Annotated in this window: 14 protein-coding genes; 13 read left to right on the top strand and 1 reads right to left on the bottom strand. The window is 72.3% G+C overall.

Annotation, left to right across the window (positions count from 1 at the left end; genetic code table 11):
* The first annotated feature begins 56 nt into the window (after positions 1 to 56).
* The 7 genes from DQ384_RS10335 (at position 57) to DQ384_RS10305 (ending at position 11,306) form a co-directional block, all read left to right on the top strand.
* On the top strand, positions 57 to 1,133 hold the full coding sequence (locus tag DQ384_RS10335; protein WP_114028518.1) for an ABC transporter substrate-binding protein: 1,077 nt from the start codon (positions 57 to 59) through the stop codon (positions 1,131 to 1,133).
* A 63-nt stretch (positions 1,134 to 1,196) separates the two neighbouring features.
* On the top strand, positions 1,197 to 2,723 hold the full coding sequence (locus tag DQ384_RS10330) for a sugar ABC transporter ATP-binding protein (protein ID WP_114028517.1): 1,527 nt from the start codon (positions 1,197 to 1,199) through the stop codon (positions 2,721 to 2,723).
* Positions 2,716 to 3,681: an ABC transporter permease gene (locus tag DQ384_RS10325; protein ID WP_114028820.1), complete on the top strand. Its 966-nt coding sequence runs from the start codon at positions 2,716 to 2,718 to the stop codon at positions 3,679 to 3,681. Before DQ384_RS10330 ends, DQ384_RS10325 begins: the two co-directional genes overlap by 8 nt.
* A complete protein-coding gene (locus DQ384_RS10320; protein ID WP_114028516.1) occupies positions 3,678 to 4,700 on the top strand; it encodes an ABC transporter permease in 1,023 nt (340 codons plus the stop codon). Before DQ384_RS10325 ends, DQ384_RS10320 begins: the two co-directional genes overlap by 4 nt.
* Before the next feature lie 226 nt (positions 4,701 to 4,926).
* Positions 4,927 to 7,677, top strand: coding sequence for an AbfB domain-containing protein (locus tag DQ384_RS10315; protein WP_181871130.1), 2,751 nt, complete (start codon positions 4,927 to 4,929; stop codon positions 7,675 to 7,677).
* 77 nt (positions 7,678 to 7,754) lie between these two features.
* The gene (locus tag DQ384_RS10310) at positions 7,755 to 10,568 is read left to right on the top strand and encodes an RICIN domain-containing protein (protein ID WP_114028515.1); all 2,814 of its coding nucleotides are present in this window, start codon (positions 7,755 to 7,757) and stop codon (positions 10,566 to 10,568) included.
* 42 nt (positions 10,569 to 10,610) lie between these two features.
* Entirely contained in the window at positions 10,611 to 11,306 is a 696-nt protein-coding gene (locus DQ384_RS10305) for a response regulator transcription factor (RefSeq protein WP_114028514.1), read from the top strand.
* A gap of 43 nt (positions 11,307 to 11,349) precedes the next feature.
* Here the strand turns inward: DQ384_RS10305 and DQ384_RS10300 are convergent, their stop codons facing one another.
* A complete protein-coding gene (locus tag DQ384_RS10300; RefSeq protein WP_114028513.1) occupies positions 11,350 to 12,657 on the bottom strand; it encodes a sensor histidine kinase in 1,308 nt (435 codons plus the stop codon).
* Positions 12,658 to 12,851: 194 nt separating this feature from the next.
* Here DQ384_RS10300 and DQ384_RS10295 point away from each other — a divergent pair, with 194 nt between their 5' ends.
* The 6 genes from DQ384_RS10295 (at position 12,852) to DQ384_RS10265 (ending at position 20,276) form a co-directional block, all read left to right on the top strand.
* Positions 12,852 to 13,439, top strand: a complete 588-nt coding sequence (locus DQ384_RS10295) for a hypothetical protein (RefSeq protein ID WP_114028512.1) — start codon at positions 12,852 to 12,854, stop codon at positions 13,437 to 13,439.
* Positions 13,427 to 14,089: an ABC transporter ATP-binding protein gene (locus DQ384_RS10290; RefSeq protein ID WP_114028511.1), complete on the top strand. Its 663-nt coding sequence runs from the start codon at positions 13,427 to 13,429 to the stop codon at positions 14,087 to 14,089. Before DQ384_RS10295 ends, DQ384_RS10290 begins: the two co-directional genes overlap by 13 nt.
* Positions 14,089 to 14,736 (top strand): ABC transporter ATP-binding protein, encoded by a 648-nt coding sequence (locus tag DQ384_RS10285; RefSeq protein ID WP_114028510.1) that lies wholly within the window; start codon positions 14,089 to 14,091, stop codon positions 14,734 to 14,736. The genes DQ384_RS10290 and DQ384_RS10285 overlap by 1 nt, the downstream gene beginning before the upstream one ends.
* Entirely contained in the window at positions 14,730 to 17,312 is a 2,583-nt protein-coding gene (locus DQ384_RS10280) for an FtsX-like permease family protein (RefSeq protein ID WP_220182883.1), read from the top strand. The genes DQ384_RS10285 and DQ384_RS10280 overlap by 7 nt, the downstream gene beginning before the upstream one ends.
* A 17-nt stretch (positions 17,313 to 17,329) precedes the next feature.
* Entirely contained in the window at positions 17,330 to 19,156 is a 1,827-nt protein-coding gene (locus DQ384_RS10275) for a glycosyltransferase (protein ID WP_181871129.1), read from the top strand.
* A 268-nt stretch (positions 19,157 to 19,424) separates the two neighbouring features.
* Positions 19,425 to 20,276, top strand: a complete 852-nt coding sequence (locus DQ384_RS10265) for an alpha/beta hydrolase (RefSeq protein WP_220182882.1) — start codon at positions 19,425 to 19,427, stop codon at positions 20,274 to 20,276.
* Positions 20,277 to 20,363: the final 87 nt, after the last annotated feature.

Genomic DNA, 20,363 nt, shown 5'->3' with positions numbered 1-20,363 from the left:
ACGGAGAACTCCGCCGACGCCTCGAACAACCCCAGGGAACTACCGAAGGAGCGCTCATGACAGCCACCGAACGACGGGTCCCGGTCGGCGTCGCCGTCACCGCGGTGTTGGCCCTCACGCTCACCGCCTGCGCGAAGGGCGAGGACGGCTCGTCCGCCGCCGTGGGCACCGGTCCCGCAGCCACGGCCGCCTCGGTACAGCCCGGCGGGGCCGGCTGCACGCTCGCCCAGACGGGCTACACCAAGATGGATCTCAGGAGCGCGAAGATCGGGTTCTCACAGTCCGAGAAGGAGGCCAACCCGTTCCGGATCGCCGAAACGCAGTCGATCAAGGAGGAGGCCGCCAAGCTGGGCGTCCCCGCGGCCAACCTGCTGGTCACCAACGCGCAGAGCGACCTGAACAAGCAGGTCAGCGACATCAAGTCGATGCTCGACCAGGGCGCCAGGGCGCTGATCGTCGCCCCGCTCAACTCCGACGGCCTCCAGCCCGCGCTGGACGCGGCGAAGGCCAAGAAGGTGCCGGTCATCACGATCGACCGCAAGGTCACCTCGAAGCCCTGCACCGACTACCTGACCTTCATCGGCTCCGACTTCGTGCGGCAGGGCGAGCGGGCGGCCGACCAGATGATCCGGGTCACCGGCGGCACGGCCAAGGTCGCCATCCTGCTCGGCTCGTCCGGGAACAACGTCACCACCGACCGGACGAAGGGCTTCAAGGACAAGGTGGCCGGCAGTTCCGGCATCTCGATCGTCGCCGAGCAGACGGGCGAGTTCGACCGCTCGAAGGGGCAGACGGTGATGGAGCAGCTGCTCCAGAGCCACCCCGACCTCACCGCCGTGTACGCCGAGAACGACGAGATGGGCATCGGCGCGGTCAACGCCATCAAGGCGGCGGGGAAGAAGCCGGGCGAGGACATCAAGATCGTCTCGATCGACGGCACGCGCAACGCGGTCAAGCTGATCACCGAGGGCTCCTACAACGCCGTCGTCGAGTCGAACCCGCGGTTCGGTCAGCTCGCCTTCCAGACCCTCCAGCGGTTCCTGGACGGACAGCCGATCCCGCCGAACGTCATCATCTCCGACGACGAGTACGACGAGACCAACGCGGCGTCCAAGCTCGCCAACTCCTACTGACCTTGTCCGCCGGCCGGATCCCGGTGCGGGGTGCGTCCGGATCGTCCAGAAACGGAGTGCCGCATGGACGAACCAGTGCTCGAGGTCGTCGAGGTGAGCAAGGAGTTCCCCGGAGTCCGGGCGCTCGACCGGGTGTCGTTCCGGCTGCGCCCGGGGGAGGTCCACGCCCTGGTCGGGGAGAACGGAGCCGGCAAGTCCACCCTCATCAAGGTGCTCACCGGCGTCCACCGGCCCGACGGCGGGCGGCTGCTGCGCGACGGACGGCCGGTGGTGTTCGGCACGCCGATCCAGGCGCAGCGGGCGGGCATCTCGACGATCTACCAGGAGGTCAACCTGGTCCCGCTGATGAGCATCGCGCAGAACGTCTTCCTCGGCCGGGAGCCCCGGGGCCCCCTGGGGCTGATCTCCCGGTCCAGGATGCACGCGATGGCCGCCGACCTGCTCGCCGGGTACGGCGTCACCGAGGACGTGCGGCGGCCGCTCGGCAGCCTCGGCGTCGGCGCCCAGCAGATGGTCGCGCTGGCCAGGGCCGTGTCGGTGGACGCGCGGGTGGTCATCATGGACGAGCCGACCTCGTCGCTGGAGCCCCGCGAGGTGGAGACGCTGTTCGAGGTGATCGGCCGGTTGCACCGGCAGGGCATCGCGATCCTCTACGTCAGCCATCGCCTGGACGAGCTGTACCGGATCTGCGACCGGGTGACCGTGCTGCGGGACGGCAAGCTCGTGCACACCGGCCCGCTCGCCGATCTGGACCGTCTCGCCCTGGTCTCGATGATGCTCGGCCGCGAGATCGGCGACGTGCGCGACCACGGCGTCACGGGCTTCGGCGAGGACGGTCACGCGGCGGCCGAGACGCTGCTGCGCGCCGAAGACCTGGTCAGCCGCCACCGGCTCGCGGGGGTCTCGGTGACCGTCCGTGCGGGCGAGATCGTCGGTCTGGCGGGGCTGCTCGGCTCGGGACGCAGCGAGACGGCCCGCGCGATCTTCGGCGCGCTCCCTCTGGACTCCGGCGCGGTGGTGCTCGCGGGGAAGACCGTCAGAACCGGGAGCACGTCCGCGGCGATCTCCGCCGGCATGGCGATGCTGGCCGAGGACCGCAAGGCCGACGGCATCATCCCCAACCTGTCCGTCCGGGAGAACATCGTCCTCGCGGCGCTGCCCCGTCTGTCCCGGTACGGCCTGGTCAGCCGGGCCAAGCAGGACAAGATCGTGGACATCTTCGTCGAACGGCTCCGCATCAAGATCTCCAGCCCCGAGCAGAAGGTGTCCGAGCTGTCCGGCGGCAACCAGCAGAAGGTGCTGCTCGCGCGGTGGCTGTGCACGCGGCCCACGGTGATGCTGCTGGACGAGCCGACCCGCGGCATCGACGTCGGAGCCAAGGCCGAGGTGCGGAAACTGATCGACGAGCTCGCCGCCGAAGGCATGGGCGTGCTGCTGATCTCCTCGGACATGGAGGAGCTCATCGAGGGCGCCGACCGGCTGATGGTCCTGCGCGACGGCGCGATCGTCGGCGACCTCCGGGGCGACCAGGTCACCGAGGGCAACGTCCTGGCGGCGCTCGCGCACCACGAAGGGGATGCCGATGAGTGACGCGGCGCTGGCCTCACGGCCGCAGGTCCGGCGCGGTCACGCGAACCGGTTGCAGGAGTACGGCGTGTACGCCGCCGTCGCGGCCCTCGTGCTGTTCAACCTGGTCTTCATCCCCAACTTCATGTCGCTCGGGAACTTCCGGACCCAGCTCGTGCAGGTGGCCCCGATCGTCATCGTGGCCCTCGGCATGGCCCTCGTGATCGGCACGGAGGGCATCGACCTGTCGGTCGGCGCGGTCATGGCGCTGGCGGCCGCGCTGATCCCGCTCTACCTCGGCTACGGGCTCGTGCCCGCCCTGGCCATGGCCCTGACCGCGGGCCTGGTCGCGGGCGTGTGCAACGGTCTGCTGGTCGCCTACGTCGGAATCCAGCCCATCATCGCGACGCTGGCGCTGCTGGTGGGCGGCCGGGGCCTGGCCCTGGTCATGGCCCACGGTCAGCTCGTCGACATCCACAACCCCGCACTCCTGAACCTCGGCTCCGGCGACCTGCTGGGCGTCCCGATCAGCGTCGTCATCGCGGCGGTGCCGGCGGCGCTGACCGGGCTGCTGATCCGCAGGACGGCCCTCGGCCGCCGCATCGTCGCGATCGGCGGCAACCGCTCGGCCAGCGCGCTGTCCGGGCTGCCGGTGCGGCGGGTGCTGGTCACGGTGTACGCGATCTGCGGGCTGTTCGCCGCGCTCGCCGGGGTGCTGGCCACGGCCCGTCTCGGCGCGGGCGACCCCGCCGACACCGGCATCCTGATGGAGCTCTCGGCGATCACCGCGGTCGTGGTCGGCGGCACTCCCCTGTCCGGCGGCCGGGTGCGGGTCGCCGGCACCGTCGCCGGGGCGCTGCTCATGCAACTGGTCTACGCGACCCTCATCAAACACAACCTGCCGGACTCCAGCGCGCAGATGGTCCAGGCGGCGATCATCGTCGTCGCGGTGTACGTGTCGCGCGAACGGAGCGGCCGATGAGCACCTCGACCACCCCCACCGGATTCCACGAGAGCACCCCGGTGCCCGGCCCCGGCTCGCGGGAGGCGGCCCACCGGCGGCTCGTCGCCGGGTTGCTCCAGCGGCAGGGCGCCGCGCTGGTCTTCCTCGCGGTGATGGCCGTGGCGTGGATCGTCTTCCCCGGCTTCGGCACGACGGGCAACCTGCGGACGCTCGCGCTGCAGAGCTCGTTCCTCGCCGTGATCGCCCTCGGCATGACCCTGGTGATCATCTCCGGCGGCATCGACCTGTCCGTCGGCTCGGTGTACGCGCTCGGCGGGGTGCTGGCGGCCTACGGCTCGCGCTGGGGCTTCTTCGGCGCCCTGCTCCTGCCGTTGGCGGTGTGCGGCCTGATCGGGCTGGTCAACGGGCTGCTCGTCGCCCGCACCGCGATGGCGCCGTTCATCGCGACGCTCGCCACCCTGCTGTTCGCCCGGGGACTGCTGCTGGCCATCACCGGCGAGGGCGCCACCACATACAAGATCGACAACGACCAGGTGTTCCTGGAGATCGGCCGCGGCGTCCTGTTCGGCGTCGGCTACCCCGTCTACATAACGCTGGCCCTCTTCGTGGCCGGCGGCGTTCTGCTGCGACGGACCAGGTTCGGGCAGGCCCTGTTCGCGACCGGCGGGTCGGAGAGCTCCGCCGTGCTGATGGGCCTCCCCGTCGCCCGTACCAAGATCATGGTGTACGTGCTCAGCGGCCTGCTGGCCGGGTTCTCCGGCGCGATGACCGCCGCCTACCTCCAGTCCGGGGTGACCGTCATCGGCGTCGGCACAGAACTGGACGCGATCGCCGCCGTGGTGATCGGCGGCACCCTGCTGACCGGCGGCGCCGGAACCGTGATCGGCACGCTCTTCGGCGTGCTGCTGCGCAACGTCATCCAGAACATCATCAACCAGATCGGCACGCTGGACGGCAACTTCCAGTCGGTGGTCAGCGGCGCGTTCCTGCTGGTCGTCGTGGTCGTCCAGCGCACGCTGTCGCGGGGCCGCCGCTGATCCAGGTGGCCCTCCACCCGTCCGCCCGAAACCCCACGCGTCCGCCCGAGATCCCGAAAAGGAGATGCCCGCAACACCGGCGCGGGTCCCGGCGAGCTCCCAGGCCGGCGACCCGCGCCCCAACCCGCTCACTCGTACTTCATCCACCCCCTAGTCGAGGACGAGCCATGTCGCAGCCACCCCCCACGCCGCACACCGGATCCCGCCGACCGCAGGAGCCGGGCCGATGAGAGTGATCAAAGCCCTCGCCACCGTCGCGGCGCTGCTCGCCGGAATGCTGGTCACCGCCCCTCCCGCGCACGCCGACTACATCCCGAAGACGCCCCCGCTGACCACGCCGTGGACGAGCCAGGTGTCGCTGACCAACCCGCTGCCCGAATACCCCCGCCCCCAGCTCACCCGCCCGGACTGGCAGAGTCTCAACGGCCAGTGGCAGTTCGCCGGCGCCGCCAACCTCAACAGCCCGCCGATCGGCCAGAACCTCGCCGAGACCGTCCTGGTCCCCTACCCGATCGAGTCGGCGCTGTCGGGGATCAAACGGCACGAGAACAACATGTGGTACCGCCGCACCTTCACCGTCCCGTCCGGATGGAACGGGCGGCGCGTCCAGCTCAACTTCGGCGCGGTGACCTACCGGGCGTCGGTGTGGGTGAACGGCATCTCGATCGGGTCGCACAGCGGCGGCTACGACGCCTTCACCTTCGACATCACCGGCGCACTCAGGGCCGGCGCCAACGAGATCGTCGTCGGCGTGTACGCGCCGGTCGACGCCGCCGGATACCCGCTGGGCAAGCAGCGCCTGAACCCCAGCGGCATCTTCTACACCGCCTCCAGCGGCATCTGGCAGACCGTGTGGCTCGAACCGACCAACGCCGCCCGTATCACCCGCCTCGACACCACCCCGAACCTCGCCGGCGGCACCCTCGACCTCGTTCCCCAGGTCAGCGGCACCGCGCAGGGCGTCAGGGCCGAGGTGCTCAGCAACGGCGCCGTGGTCGCGTCGGCGACCGGGACGCCCGGGCAGCTTCTGCGCGTCCCGATCCCCAGCCCGCACCTGTGGACCCCGGACGACCCGTTCCTGTACGACCTGCGCGTCAGCCTGACCGGCACCGGCGGCGGCGACGTGGTCGGCGGCTACTTCGGCATGCGCTCCATCGGCAAGGCCATGGTGGGCGGCGTGCTGCGGCCGGTCCTGAACGGCAAGTTCGTGTACCAGCTCGGCACCCTCGACCAGGGCTACTGGCCGGACGGCATCTACACCGCGCCGACCGACGAGGCCCTGCGCTTCGACCTGGAGAAGCAGAAGTCCCTGGGCTTCAACATGGTGCGCAAGCACATCAAGGTCGAACCCGCCCGCTGGTTCTACTGGGCCGACCGGCTCGGCCTGATGGTGTGGCAGGACATGCCGTCGATGAGGACCGGCGTCACCCCGTCCACCGCCGACCGCGCGGTGTTCGAGAGCGAGCTGCGCCGCGTCGTCGACCAGCTCAAGGGCATCACCTCGATCGTGCTGTGGGTGCCGTTCAACGAGGGCTGGGGCGAGTACGACCCGGCCCGGATCGCCGACCTGGTGAAGAGCTGGGACCCGACCCGCCTGGTCACCAACAACTCCGGATCCAACTGCTGCGGGTTCGACGGCGGCAACGGCGACACGATCGACGACCACATCTACGTGGGTCCGGGCAGCCCGACGCCGCCCACCGCGACCCGCGTCGCGGTGCTCGGCGAGTACGGCGGGCTCGGCCTGCGGGTGTCCGGCCACGAGTGGTCGCCCGGCAACGGGTTCGGGTACGAGATGCTGCCCACCTCGGCCGCGCTCACCCAGCGGTACGTCGACATCACCGGCAGGCTCCGCGACCTGATCTTCACCCGCGGCCTGTCCGCGTCGGTGTACACCGAGCCGACCGACGTCGAGAACGAGGTCAACGGCTTCTACACCTACGACCGGCGGATCGAGAAGATGGACTTCGCCCAGGTGCGGACCGTGAACAACTCGGTCAAGGCCGCCGCCCAGGGCACGTACGTCCCGATGAACCAGCTGGTGTCGCTCAGGGTCACCACCAGCGGCCACACCAACAGGTCGCTCAGCCTCTCCGGCGGGCTCGGCGTGACCTCTGTCGTGGACGCCGCGTCCTCCGAGGCGCTCAAGCGCGACAGCTCCTTCTGGACGAGGCCCGGCCTGGCCGACCCCGCCTGCGTGTCGTTCGAGTCGCGCAGCGCCCCGGGCCAGTACCTGCGGCACTCCGGCTACCGGATGCGCCGCGACGCGGGCGACGGCTCGGCGCAGTTCAAGGCCGACGCGACGTACTGCGTGCGCGCCGGGCTGGGCGGCGGCGGCAGCTCGTTCGAGTCGTACAACTTCCCCGGGCGGTACCTGCGCCACATCAACTCCGAGGTGTACATCGCCAACAACAGCGGTGCCAACCCCTGGGACAACCCGGGCAGCTTCGCGGCGGACGCGACGTGGGCGGTCACCGGGGCCTGGTGGCGCAGCGCCGTGGATCTGCCCACCGGGCAGGCCCGGTCCCTCCAGGTGGTGACGCCCGGGTACACCGACCGCTACCTGCGCCACAGCGACAGCCTCGGCTACACCGAGGTGGTCACCGCCGCGAGCGACGCCACGCTGAAGGCCGACGCCACCTTCATCGTCAGGCCGGGCCTGGCCGAGCCGAGTTGTTACTCCTTCGAGTCGCGCAACTTCGCCGGACACTACCTGCGCCACGCGAACTTCCGCGTCCGCAAGGACGCCCGCGATGGCACGGCCCTGTTCGACGCGGACGCCACCTTCTGCGCGCAGCCCGGCCGCTACGGCTCGGGCGACGTGACCCTGGCGTCCTACAACATCGGCGACCACAACATCCGCCACTACGCGGCCGAGGTCTGGATCGCCGGCAACGGCGGCCCGTCCCCCTACGACACGCCGGTCTCCTACGACGCCGACGTGACCTGGCACCTCGCCGCCCCCTGGGCTCCCTGAGCCACGCCCGCACGCGTCCCGCCCGCCCGGCACGACCCGCGGGCGGGCGGGACGCCCTGGCCGAACGGACCCGAACCATGTCCCTCGCACGTCGTACCTTCCTGGCGGGCGGCGTCGCCGCCGTGGGCATCGCCGCCGCCGGCCTGCCCGCCACCCCGGCGTCGGCCGCCGCGCCCGCCTACCCCGGCAACCGGGCCCCGCTCCAGCCCGCCGCCTTCCTGCGCCTGCCGCCCGGCGCCGTCCGCGCCCGGGGGTGGCTGGCCACCCAGCTGAACCGCCAGCTCACCGGGCTGTGCGGCCGCTATCCCGACATCTCCCACTTCCTGCAGTACGACAACACCGGATGGACGCGCGGCGCCCTCGGCGGCTGGGAGGAAGTGCCCTACTGGCTGCGCGGATACGTCGACCTGGCGTACGTCACCGGCGACGCCGGCGCGCTGTCCACCGCCGACCGCTGGATCAACGGGGTGCTCGGCACCCAGAGCGCGGACGGCTTCTTCGGCCCGCAACCGCTGCGCACGTCGCTGAACGGCCACGCCGACCTGTGGCCGCACATGCCGATGCTGCACGCCCTGCGCTCCCACGCCGAATACACCGGCGACGGACGGATCAACGCCTTCCTCGGCCGCTTCTTCGCGTACGTGAACGCCCAGCCCACGAGCGTCTTCCGGGAAGGCTGGGGCACCTACAGGTGGGCCGACACCATCGACGTCGTCTACTGGCTCTACAACCGGACCGGCGAGAGCTTCCTGCTCGACCTGGTCAGGAAGATCCACGCCAACTCCGCGAACTGGGTGAACAACCTGCCGTCCCTGCACAACGTCAACGTCACCCAGGGCTTCCGCGAGCCCGCCCAGTACTGGGTCCTGTCCGGCGATCCCGCTCACCGCACCGCGACGTACAACGACTACACCACCGTCCAGAACGCCTACGGCCAGTTCCCGGGCGGCGGCTTCGCCGGAGACGAGAACGCCCGTCCCGGCTTCGGCGACCCCCGGCAGGGCTTCGAGACGTGCGGGATCGTCGAGTACATGCTCAGCCACGAGATCCTCACCCGCGTCACCGGCGACCCGGTCTGGGCAGACCGCACCGAGGACCTCGCCTTCAACTCGCTGCCCGCCGCGCTGGACCCGCAGGGCAGGGCCGTCCACTACATCACCAGCGCCAACTGCGTGGACCTGGACAACAGCCCCAAGACCATGGGCCAGTTCCAGAACGGGTTCGCCATGCAGTCCTACCGGCCCGGCGTCGACCAGTACCGGTGCTGCCCGCACAACTACGGCATGGGCTGGCCGTACTACCTCGAAGAGATGTGGCTGGCCACCGGGGACGGCGGGCTGTGCGCCTCGTTGTACGGCCCGTGCGCCGTCACCGCCAAGGTCGCCGGCGGGGCCAACGTGACGATCACGGAGACCACCGACTATCCCTTCTCCGGCACCGTCACCCTCACCCTCGCCCTCGGCGCGCCGGTGGCGTTCCCCCTCGTCCTGCGGATCCCCGGCTGGTGCGCGGCGCCCGACCTGCGCGTCAACGGGGCCGCGGTGGCGGCGGGCCCCGGCCCCCGGTACACGGCCGTGAACCGGACCTGGTCCAACGGCGACACCGTCACCCTCCGGCTCCCCATGCAGCCCACGGTCAAGATCTGGCCGGCCCAGCACAACGCCGCGTCCGTGAACCACGGCCCGCTGACGTTCTCCCTGCAGATCGGCGAGAACTGGGTGCAGACCGGCGGATCGGCCCAGTTCCCCGAGTACGACGTGCACGCCACCGGCCCGTGGAACTACGGCCTCGTCCCCGACGGCGCTTTCACCGTCCTCACCGGCGGGAACGTCAACGACCCCTTCACCCCCGCCAACGCGCCCGTCCGGCTGCGCGCCAACGCCCAGCGCATCGACGCCTGGCAGGCCGACGCGCAGCACGTGGTGACCCCGCTCCAGGACGGCCCGGTCGCCGCGTCCACCCCGGTGGAGCAGGTCACGCTGATCCCGATGGGCGCGGCGCGGCTGCGCGTCACCTCCTTCCCGCGCACCGGCGGAACCCGCCCCTGGCTCCCTCCCGGCGCCGCCTTCCGGCTCCAGAACCGCAACTCCGGCAAGGTCCTCGGCGTGGACGGCATGTCCACCGCCGACTCCGCCAACGTCGTGCAGTACGCCGACAACGGCACCGCCGACCACCTGTGGCGCATCGTCGACGCGGGCAACGGCTACGTGAAGGTGCGCAACGTCCTGTCCGGCAAGATCCTCGCGGTGGAGAACATGTCCACGGCCGACTCCGCGCGCGTCCAGCAGTTCTCCGACACCGGCACCCTCGACCACCAGTGGCAGCTCGTGGACAGTGGCAACGGCTACCTCAGGCTCAGGAACCGCAACAGCGGCAAGGTCCTCGGCGTCGCGGGCATGTCCACCGCCGACTCCGCGCAGGTCGTCCAGTTCGCCGACAGCGGCACGGCCGACCACGACTGGCGGCTCATCCCGGACGGCCCGGTCAAGATCTCCAACGTCCACTCGGGGAAGGTGCTCGCGGTGGAGAACATGTCCACGGCCGACTCCGCGCGCGTCCAGCAGTTCTCCGACACCGGCACCGAGGACCACCTGTGGACCTTCCTGCCGGACACGGGCGGCTATTTCCGGATCCGCAACGTCCACTCCGGCAAGGTCCTCGGCGTCGCGGGCATGTCCACGGCCGACTCGGCGCAGGTCGTCCAGTTCGCCGACAACGGCACCGCCGACCACCTGTGGAGGTTGAGGATCAACGGCGACGGCGCCCTGCGCGTCCAGAACGCCAACAGCGGCAAGGTCCTGGCCGTCCACGACATGTCCACCGCCGACTCCGCCAACGTCGAACAGTTCACCGACAACGGCACCCCCGACCACGACTGGCGCATCCTCTGACCACAACCCCCCACCGGCCGGAGTGGGTTCTACGATCGTGTCATGGCGGGTGCAAGCGTTCTCGTGGTGGAGGACGACGTGGTGATCGGCGCCGAGCTGACCGAGGCGCTTGAGGCGAACGGGTACGACTCGGCCCTGGCCGTCGACGGGCGGGCGGCGCTGGAGATCGCCCTGGCGGACCCGCCCGTCCTCGTCCTGCTGGATCTGGGGCTGCCCGACATTGACGGGGTGGCCGTCTGCCGCAAGCTCCGCCTGGCCGTCCCCGACGCGGTCATCGTCGTGCTCACCGCCCGTACCGAGGAGCTGGACGTGGTGGTCGCCCTCGACGCCGGCGCGGACGACTACCTGACGAAGCCGTTCCGCCTGGCCGAGCTGATGGCCCGGCTGCGCGCGCACCTGCGGCGGCAGGCGGTCCTCCCGCAGGAGCGCGTGCTGGCCGCCGGGCCCCTGCGGCTGGATCTGCCGGCCAGGCGGGCCTTCCTGGACGGGGCCGAGCTGACCCTGCGTCCCAAGGAGTTCGACCTGCTGGCGGTCCTGGTCAGCAAGGCGGGGGAGGTCGTCACCCGGGAGGAGCTGATGGACCGGGTGTGGGACGAGAACTGGTTCGGCTCGACGAAGACGCTGGACGTGCACGTGTTCGCGCTGCGCCGCAAGCTGGAGGAGTCCGGCACGCGCTCGGATAAGGGCGCGCCGCGGATCACCACCGTCCGGGGCCGCGGGTATCGCTACGAGCAGTGATCACCCCTGCCCATCGGACCCCGGGTGGCACCACGAGCGTTGATCAGGACGGGGAGGCGGGCAGGAGGAGGCTGAAGACCGGTGGGGCGTTGCGGTGCAGCACCAGGCGGCCGCCCTCGGCTTCGGCGAGGGACCTGGCGAGCGGCAGGCCGATTCCGTGGCCGTCCTCGGGCGAGGCCGACCGGGCGAACACGTCCTGTCCGTCCGGGACGCCCTTCCCCTGGTCGCCGACGTTGACGGCCACGCCCGGGCCCACGTCCGAGACCGTGATCACGACCTCACCGGCTCCGTGCGTCAGGGCGTTGTCGAGCAGGACGAGGAGGATCTGCCGGACGGCCGCCGGGGCGGCGGTCAGCGGGGGCAGGTCGGGCTCGATCCGAATGGTCAGCCGCCGTCCGCGCTCCGCCAGGAGGCCGTGCCAGTGCCGGCGCGCCTCCTCCATCAGGGCCCGCACGTCGAGCGGACGCCCCGCGTGGGTGTCGCGGGCGAGGGTGACCAGGTCCTCGATCACCGTCCGCAGCCGTTCCCCCCGCGCCAGGGCGATCTCGATGGCCTCGGCCTGGCCGGCGGCCGGGCGGGTGCGCGCCGACTCCAGGCCCAGCAGCAGACCGGTCAGGCCGGTGCGCAACTGGTGGGAGACATCGGCGCTGAATGCCTGCTCGCGGGCCAGCACGTCGCCCAGCCGTCGCGCCGTGGCCTCCAGCGCCGCCCCCGCCTGGTCGGCCTCGCGGAGCCCCGACCGCGGCGCCCGTACGGTGAAGTCGCCGTCGCCGAGCGCCAGGGCCGCGCCCGTGAGGCGTTCCAGCGGGGTGGCGAGCCGGCGGGACAGGTAGATCGCCATGCCTGCGGCCAGGCCGAGCGCGATCAGCCCGAGCACCGCCATCAACATCCACGCCCGGTGGATGCGGTCCTCGATCAGGTCGTGCGCGACGGCGACGCGGACGACCAGGCTGATCCCTTCGTCCGAGGGGATCGGCGCCGTCACGGCGAGGTAGCCGTCCTCGATGCGCTGGTGCGTGTGCCCGTCGCGGCCGGCCGCGGCGAGGGCGGAGATGTCCGGTCCCGCGCCGAACAGGCGGCGCGCCCCTTTGACGGTGTAGACGCCGACGGTGAGGTCGGCGGCGATGTTCCGGGGCAGGGCCAGCGGCACGCGGGGGTCCCTGCCCACGTCGTCGGGTACGGCGGCGGCGATCCAGGCGGCGTCGCGCTGGAGCCCGACGGCGGTCTCGTCGTGGTAGAGCTGGTCCACCGAGGCCGCCAGCGGAGCGGCGAACAGCAGCACGGCCAGGGCGGTGACGGCGACGATCGCCGCCAGTGCCCGGTGCCGCAGCGGCGTCCCCTCAGCGCTCATGGACGCATCGTGGCAGTTCGCAGGTAAGCATTTCGATAACCTCCCCCCGCCCGGCCCCTTGCCCGGCCGCGGGTGGTGTGGCCGGGACGCCCGGCCCGGCGCCGTGGATCGCGGACGCCCCGCCTCCGGGACGTGAACGCCGCGTTAACCTTCCGCTCAGCCGACGCTGACCGGCCCGATCCTACGTTGGCGTCATGAACGCGCGACACACCGTCCTGGCGCTGGTCGTGGCCGTGGCCGCCACGGCGTGCGGGGGAAACACCGCCGACACCACCCCGCCGACGGCCACGGCGCCCGCAGGCCAGACCGCCGCCCAGGCCACCGCACAGCCCACCGGTGAGCCGACCGCACACCCGACCGAGTCCAGCCCCCCGGGCGACATCCCGGACGACACCGTCTTCCTCCCGTTCCGGCCGCAGGGCCAGGGATACGAGGTGAAGATCCCGGAGGGGTGGGAGCGCACCGACCTGCCCACCGGGGCGAGCTTCTCCGACAAGCTGAACAGCGTCCGGGTCGAGATCGGCCCGCCGTCCGACCCGCCCGGGATCGAGCGGGTCGACCAGAAGAAGGTGGGCCGCAAGGGCGGCCAGGCCGAGCTGACGCGCTACCGCGTCGACAGCGCGCCGGACCCGGTGACGAACAAGGTCATCAGGGACGAGGTCGAGCGCTACGTCTTCTCCAAGGGGGGACGTCAGGCGGTGCTCACGCTGACCGGGCCGGTCGGCGCCGACAACGTCGACCCCTGGCGGACCGTCTCGGACTCCTTCCGGTGGACGTCGTGATCCTCCAGGCGGACGAGCTCTACCGCTTCTACCGATCCGGCGAGGAGGAGACGCGCGCGCTGCGCGGGGTCTCGCTGAACGTCGAGGAGGGGGAGGTCGTCGCGATCAGCGGCCCGTCCGGGTCCGGCAAGTCGACGCTGCTGAACTGCGTCGCGGGCCTGGACGACCCGGACGGCGGCACGGTGCGGATCTCCGGCACGCGCGTCAGCCACCGTAGCGAGGCCGACAAGGCGCGTCTGCGGGCGCGGCTGGTCGGCGTCGTGTTCCAGAGCGGCAACCTCATCGAGCACCTCACGGTCGCGCAGAACGCGCGGCTCGCGCAGGGCCTGGCCGCACGGCCCGACCTCGCCCACCTGAGCGAGACGCTCGACCGGCTGGGCATCGCCAAGCTGGCGCACGCCTGGCCCAGCCGGCTCTCGGGGGGCGAGATGGCCCGCGCCGCGCTGGCCGTGGCGCTGGCCTGCAAGCCCGTCCTGCTGGTGGCCGACGAGCCGACCGGGGAACTGGACGCGGGCAACGAGGCGTCCGTCCTCGGCCTGATCAAGGACCAGGCGTGCTACGGCGTCGCCGTCGTGATCGCCTCGCACAGCGCGGCCGTCCGCCGCGTCGCCGACCGCGTCGTCCACCTCGCCGACGGGCGGGTGGCGTGATGGGCACGGCCGTGGTGACCTGCCAGGACGTCGCCCGCACCTACGGCAGGGGCGGCAAGGCCGTGGTCGCCGTCCACGGCGTCCGCTGCTCTCTGGCTCCCGGCGACCAGGTCGCGCTGCTGGGTCCGTCCGGGTCGGGCAAGACCACGCTGCTGCACCTGCTCGCGGGCCTGGACCGGCCCACGACCGGGACGGTCGCGTGGCCCGAGCTGGACGACCGGCCCCGGGGACGGATCGGCGTCGTCTTCCAGGGGCCCAGCCTGCTGCCTCCGCTGGACGCCGCCGAGAACGTCGCCCTCCCCCTGCTCATCGCCGGGCTCTCCGTCGTCGACGCCCGGGCCATGGCGCTGCGCGCGCTCGACTCGGTGGGGATCGGTGACCTCGCGGACAAGCTGCCGCAGGAGCTGTCCGGCGGGCAGGCGCAACGGGTCGCCGTCGCGCGCGTCCTGGCCGGGTCCCCGCGGCTCATCATCGCCGACGAGCCGACCGCGCAGCTGGACTCCGCGCTGGCGGCCCGCGTCGTCGAACTGCTCATCACCGTCGCCCGGCGGCTGACGGCCGCGCTGGTCATCGCCACGCACGACCCGCTGATCGCCGACCTCCTGCCCATCCACTGGCGAATGCGAGACGGGGCACTGGAATGCTGACCATCCTCTGGCTGCGCGGCCTGCTGACCCGCCGCGGCGGACGTCTGGCCGGCGCCGCCGCCGGAATCGCGCTCGCCGTGGCCCTGCCCGCCGCGCTGGGCGTGTTCCTCGCCTCCGCCAAGGCCACCATGACCACCCGTTCGGTCGCGCGTGTGGCGGTCGACTGGCAGGTCGAGGCCCAGCCGGGCGCCAAGATCACCGTAGCCATGCCCGGCACCTCGCGGCAGGTGGACTTCGCCGAATTCGACGGCCTGGAGAGCCGGCGGGCGGGGCGGACCGTCCCCACGGGGCCGGGACGGGCCCTCGGCCTGCCCGCCGACTACGCGACCGTCTTCCCCGGCCAGATGAGGCTGCTCACGGGCAGTGCCTCCGGCGCCCTCCTGGCCCAGCAGACCGCCGCCAACCTGCGCGCCGTCCCCGGCTCGACGATCACCGTCCACCGGCCCGGGCTTCCTGACGCACAGGTGAGGGTGGCCGGCGTGGTGGAGCTTCCTGAGGCCGACTCCCTCTTCCAGCGGGTCGGCGCGCCGCCCGGTGCCCAGCCGCAGGCTCCGCCGGACAACGTGCTGCTGCTGCCGTCGAGCGAATGGCACACGCTCTTCGACGCGGTTCCGCGCGACCGGGTGCGCACGCAGTTCCACGTGCGGCTGGACCACCGTCTGCCGCCGGACCCCGCCGACGCCTACATCAAGGTCACCGGGGCCGCCCGCAACCTGGAAGTGCGCATGGCGGGCAGCGGCCTGGTCGGCGACAACCTGGGCGCCGCCCTCGGCGCGGCCCGCGAGGACGCGCTCTACTCCCAGCTCCTGTTCGTCTTCCTCGGCGTCCCCGGCGTGGTGCTCGCGATCCTGCTCACGGCGTCGATCACCCGCTCCGGCGCCGTACGGCGGGCCGCCGACCAGGCGCTTCTGCGCACCCGGGGCGCCTCGCCCGCGACGTTCCTGCGGCTCGCGCTCGCGGAGACACTGATCGTCGGCGTCGCGGGGGCCGTGGCCGGCCTGGGCCTGGCCGCCCTCACCGGGTGGCTGTCGCACGGCACGGCGGGCTTCGGCGGCGCGACCGGGTGGATGGTCGCCAGCGCCGCCGCCGGGCTGCTGGTCGCCTGCGGCACCGTGCTCCCCGCCGCGCTGCGTCCCGCCGGCGTGATCGCGGGGCGTGCGCCGATCACCATCGGCGGGCGCATGCCGGTCCCCCTGCGGTACGGGCTGGACCTCGTCCTCATCGCCTCCTCGTTGGTCGTCTTCAGGCTCACCAGCGGCACCGGGCACCAGCTCGTCCTGGTGCCCGAGGGGCTGACGCAGATCTCCGTCGACTACTGGGCGTTCGCGGGGCCGGCGTTGCTGTGGGCGGGCGCGGGCCTGCTCATCTGGCGGCTGACGCGCCTGCTCCTCGGTCCCGGGCGGCCGATCGTCGCCCGGCTGTCCTCTCCGCTGGCCGGCCGGCTCGCCGGGACGGTCGCGGTGTCCCTGGCCAGGCAGGCCGGGCCGCTGAGCCGCGGCGTGACCATGGCCGCGCTGGCCGTCGCCTTCGTCCTGTCCACGGCCACGTTCAACGCCACCTACCGCCAGCAGGCGCAGGTGGACGCCGTGCTGACCAACGGCGCGGACGTCACCGTCACCCGGAGCGGGGCCACCGAGCGACAGCTCGCCGCCGTCCCCGGCGTGTCGGGCGTCGAGCCGCTCCAGCACGGCTTCGCCTACGTGGGGTCGGACCTGCAGGACCTCTACGGCGTCCGGGCCGGAACGGTCCTGGCCGCCACCCACCTCCAGGACGCGTACTTCCCCGGCGACACCGCCGCCGGGGCCGTCGGGAAGCTGGCCGCGCGTCCCGACGCCCTGCTGGTCAGCCAGGAGACGGTCACCGACTTCCAGTTGCGGCCGGGAGACCTCCTGCGGCTGCGGACGCAGGACGGACGGATCGTCCCGTTCCACTACGCCGGCATCGTCACCGAGTTCCCCACCGCCCCGCGCGACAGCTTCCTGGTCGCCAACGCCTCCTACCTGGCCTCGGCGTGCCCCGGCGGGTGCGGCACGACGACCTTCCTGGTCTCGACCGACGGCACCGCGCCGCACGTGGTCGCCGGACGGGTGCGGGACCGGCTCGGCCCCGACGCGGGGATCACCGATCTGGACACCACGCGCAAGGTGGTCGGCTCCAGCCTCACGGCCGTCGACCTGACCGGGCTCAGCGCCATCGAGCTCGGGTACGGCCTGGCGCTCGCCGCCGCCGCGACCGGGCTGCTGCTGATCCTCGGCTTCACCGAGCGGCGCCGCACGTTCGCCCTGGCCCGGGTGCTGGGCGCCCGGCCGCGCCAGCTCGGCGCCTTCATCTGGACGGAGGTGGGCCTGGTCGCGCTCGGGGCGGCCGTGCTCGGGGCGGCGGCGGGATGGGCGCTGGCGCAGATGCTGGTGGTCGTCCTCACCGGGGTGTTCGATCCCGCGCCCGACCACCTGGCCCTCCCCTGGGGGCACCTGGCCGCCATGGCGGCCGTAGGCCTGATCGTCCTGCCCGCCGCCGGTGCCCTTGCCCTCCGAGCCGCCCGCCGTCCTCCGCTGACCGTTTTGAGGGATCTGTGAAAGGACCAGCGAACCCCTTGCGGCTCGTCGTGAGCGTCCTGCTTCTGTCACTCGCCTCGCTCCTCGGGGTCGCGGCGCGCACGCCCGGCTGGACGGCGCGGGACGCGGCCCTGGGCCAGGTCATCGAGTCCGTCCGGACGCCATGGCTGACCGTGGTCGCCCGGGTGCTGGACATCGGCTTCAGCACGGTCGTGGGCACCGTCCTCGTGGTCGGTCTCGTGGCGGTGCTCCGCTTCACCGGACGGCGGGCCGCCGCCTGGCGGACTGCGGCCGTCGTGCTCGCGGGCTGGGGCATCAGCCTGGTGCTGAAGACCGCCATCGGCCGACCCCGGCCCCCCGTCGCGCACGCGCTGCTCGGCGAGCTGGGCGACAACAGCTTCCCGAGCGGCCATGTGTGCCTGACGCTGTCGGTCGCGATCGCCGTCGCCCTGCTGGCGCGGCGGACGCGCCACTTCCGGGCCGTCGTCGTGGCCGGCGGCGTCGTCGTGGTGGCGCAGATGCTCGCCCGGGTCTACCTGGGAGCCCACTACCCGACGGACACGGTTGGGTCGATCATCGCGACCCCCGCCGCCGCGTACCTCGGGGTGAGCCTGGGACGGCTGCGCGGGCTCGGCGTGCCGGCGCTGCGGGCCGCGAACCGGCGCCGCGCCCGGACGGCCGCGCCCCCGGCCACCACGGACGTCAAGATCCTCCTGCTGCACGCCAACGGCATGGGCGGCACCATCCGCGCCGTCTACAACCTCGCGGGCGACCTGGCCGCCGACCACGACGTCGAGATCGTCAGCATCGTCAGGACCAGGCCGGAGCCGTTCTTCGAGGTGCCCGAGGGCGTCCGGATCACCTACCTCGACGATCGCGTGGGGCGGCGTCCGGCACGGTTCCCCGCCCTGGCCCCGCTGTGGCGCAGCAGGCTGATGCCGCGCGAGGAGGCCGCCTACGCGACGTTCACGCTGCGGACCGATCTCAAGCTGGCGCGGTTCCTGCGCGGCCTGCGCGGCGGGGTGCTGATCACGACGCGTCCGGGCCTGAACCTGGCCACGGCCCTCCTGGCGCCCCCGGGTGTGATCACCATCGCCCAGGAGCACGTCGGTCTCGCCGCGCACAAGCCCCCGATCCGCAAGCTGATCAAGCGCAGGTACGGCAGGCTCGGCGCACTGGTGACGCTCACGGAGGCCGACCTGGACGCGTACCGCGACGCCCTGGGCGAGCGCGCTCCGGCGCGCCTGCTGCGCATCCCGAACGCCATCACGCCGCTGACCGGCGGGCCGTCCCCGCTGGACACACCCGCCGTCCTGGCCGTCGGCAGGCTGACCAGGGTCAAGGGGTTCGACCTGCTCATCGCCGCCTGGGAACGCGTGGTGGCCGACCATCCCGGGTGGAAGCTGCGCATCGTCGGCGCGGGGCGCCAGCAGGCCATGCTCGCCGCCGCCATCGAGAAGCGCGGATTGTCCGGATCCGTAGAGCTGCCCGGCCGCCGCGCCGACATCGGCGCCGAGCTCGACCACGCGTCGATCTTCGCGCTCAGCTCGCGGCACGAGGGCTTCTCGATGACCATCGTGGAGGCCCTGAGCAAGGGCGTCCCCGTGGTGAGCTTCGACTGCCCCCATGGCCCGCGGGAGATCCTCACCCCGGGGTGCGACGGCCTTCTCGTCCCGGCCGGAGACACGGCCGCGATGGCCGAGGCGCTCGGCGGCCTCATCCGCGACGAGAACCGGCGGCGCGCGATGGGAGCCAAGGCGCTCCAGACGGCCAGGCGCTACGACGGGGCCCTGATCGGCGCGCGGTGGAGGAAGCTGCTCGAAGATCTCGGCCGCTCGACGCGGTGGGACGGCTTGGCGCGGTAAACCGCCGAGGACATTCCCTCGGTGTCCGCCGTGCGGATCGCCGGGTGGCGGGCGGCTTATGCGGGTCTCCTCCCGCAGAGTCATCTGGACGGGCTCAGCGTCGAGGCCGACGCCGAGCGGCGACGGCTCAGCCGGATCACTTAACGGTGTGCCGGTGGTCTTCCCGGGAAAGGTGCCTGCCCTCCTGGCACCGATGGGATCTTGGACAAGTGCGTTCATCCAGGCCTAAAGGCATATTTGCCGTGACAACGTTTACCGGAGTACCTCAGTGATCGCGAGAGCGGACACCCGGCCCCTGCCGGACCGCGGCTGGGGCGCCGACCGGCACCGCTGGGACGAGGCATATCTGCCGGGCCTGAGCGTTTCCCCGGACCCATTCCTCAAGGAATACGCCTACCTTTCCGAGGAGGCGCGCCGTATGTCGCCGTGGCGCGATCTGGCGTACGGGCCCGCCGAGGCGGAACGGATCCAATTCTTCCCCGCGAAGTCGCCCGGAGCCCCCCTGCTGGTCTTCGTGCACGGCGGATATTGGCAGGAGCTGAGCGAGGCCGATTCCGCGTTCCCCGCGCCGGGCCTGGTCGCGCGCGGGGCCGCGTACGCCGCCCTCGGGTACGGCCTGGCCCCCCGGTACCGGCTGGACGAGATCGTGGACATGGCCCGGCGCGGAGTCCGGTGGCTGCGCCGCAACGCCGCGGACCTCGGCGTGGACGAGCGGCGCATCGTCCTCGCCGGGCACTCGGCCGGCGCGCAGCTCGTCGCGATGTGCCTGGACTCCGAGCCGGTGAGCGCCGCCGTGCTGCTCAGCGGCCTCTACGAGCTGGAGCCCCTGCTGCACACCTCGATCGGCCCCGCGATCCGGCTCACCGCCGAGGAGGCGGAGCGCAACAGCCCGGTACGGACGCTGCGTCCCGGCATGCCGCCGGTGCTGGCCGTGCGGGGCGCCGGCGAGCCGATCGGGTTCGCCGACCAGCAGGACCGCCTGGTGGCGGTGGCGCGCGCGAACGGGCTGGACGTCACCGAGATGGTGCTGCCCGGCCGTCACCACTTCGATCTGCCGATGGGAATCGGCGACCCGGCGGACCCGCTGGGCCGGGAGGTGCTGGCCCTGCTCGGCGTATGACCCGGCGTACGACCTGGCGCATCACACGACATTTCACGCCGAGTACGACCCCGGCGCGCGGCCCGGCGTACGACAGGCACGGACAGG

Source organism: Sphaerisporangium album (genome assembly GCF_003323745.1).
Taxonomy (GTDB): Bacteria; Actinomycetota; Actinomycetes; order Streptosporangiales; family Streptosporangiaceae; genus Sphaerisporangium; species Sphaerisporangium album.
Note: the sequence above shows the minus strand (reverse complement) of the source record. Positions and strands in the feature narration are given on the sequence as shown.

What these genes read in the sequence shown, in the direction of transcription:
- DQ384_RS10315 (WP_181871130.1), top strand. Translation starts at nt 4,927, where the DNA reads ATGAGAGTGATCAAAGCCCTCGCCACCGTCGCGGCGCTGCTCGCCGGA.
- DQ384_RS10305 (WP_114028514.1), top strand. Translation starts at nt 10,611, where the DNA reads ATGGCGGGTGCAAGCGTTCTCGTGGTGGAGGACGACGTGGTGATCGGC.
- DQ384_RS10295 (WP_114028512.1), top strand. Translation starts at nt 12,852, where the DNA reads ATGAACGCGCGACACACCGTCCTGGCGCTGGTCGTGGCCGTGGCCGCC.
- DQ384_RS10335 (WP_114028518.1), top strand. Translation starts at nt 57, where the DNA reads ATGACAGCCACCGAACGACGGGTCCCGGTCGGCGTCGCCGTCACCGCG.
- DQ384_RS10310 (WP_114028515.1), top strand. Translation starts at nt 7,755, where the DNA reads ATGTCCCTCGCACGTCGTACCTTCCTGGCGGGCGGCGTCGCCGCCGTG.
- DQ384_RS10330 (WP_114028517.1), top strand. Translation starts at nt 1,197, where the DNA reads ATGGACGAACCAGTGCTCGAGGTCGTCGAGGTGAGCAAGGAGTTCCCC.
- DQ384_RS10280 (WP_220182883.1), top strand. Translation starts at nt 14,730, where the DNA reads ATGCTGACCATCCTCTGGCTGCGCGGCCTGCTGACCCGCCGCGGCGGA.
- DQ384_RS10285 (WP_114028510.1), top strand. Translation starts at nt 14,089, where the DNA reads ATGGGCACGGCCGTGGTGACCTGCCAGGACGTCGCCCGCACCTACGGC.
- DQ384_RS10320 (WP_114028516.1), top strand. Translation starts at nt 3,678, where the DNA reads ATGAGCACCTCGACCACCCCCACCGGATTCCACGAGAGCACCCCGGTG.
- DQ384_RS10300 (WP_114028513.1), bottom strand. Translation starts at nt 12,657, where the DNA reads ATGAGCGCTGAGGGGACGCCGCTGCGGCACCGGGCACTGGCGGCGATC.
- DQ384_RS10325 (WP_114028820.1), top strand. Translation starts at nt 2,716, where the DNA reads ATGAGTGACGCGGCGCTGGCCTCACGGCCGCAGGTCCGGCGCGGTCAC.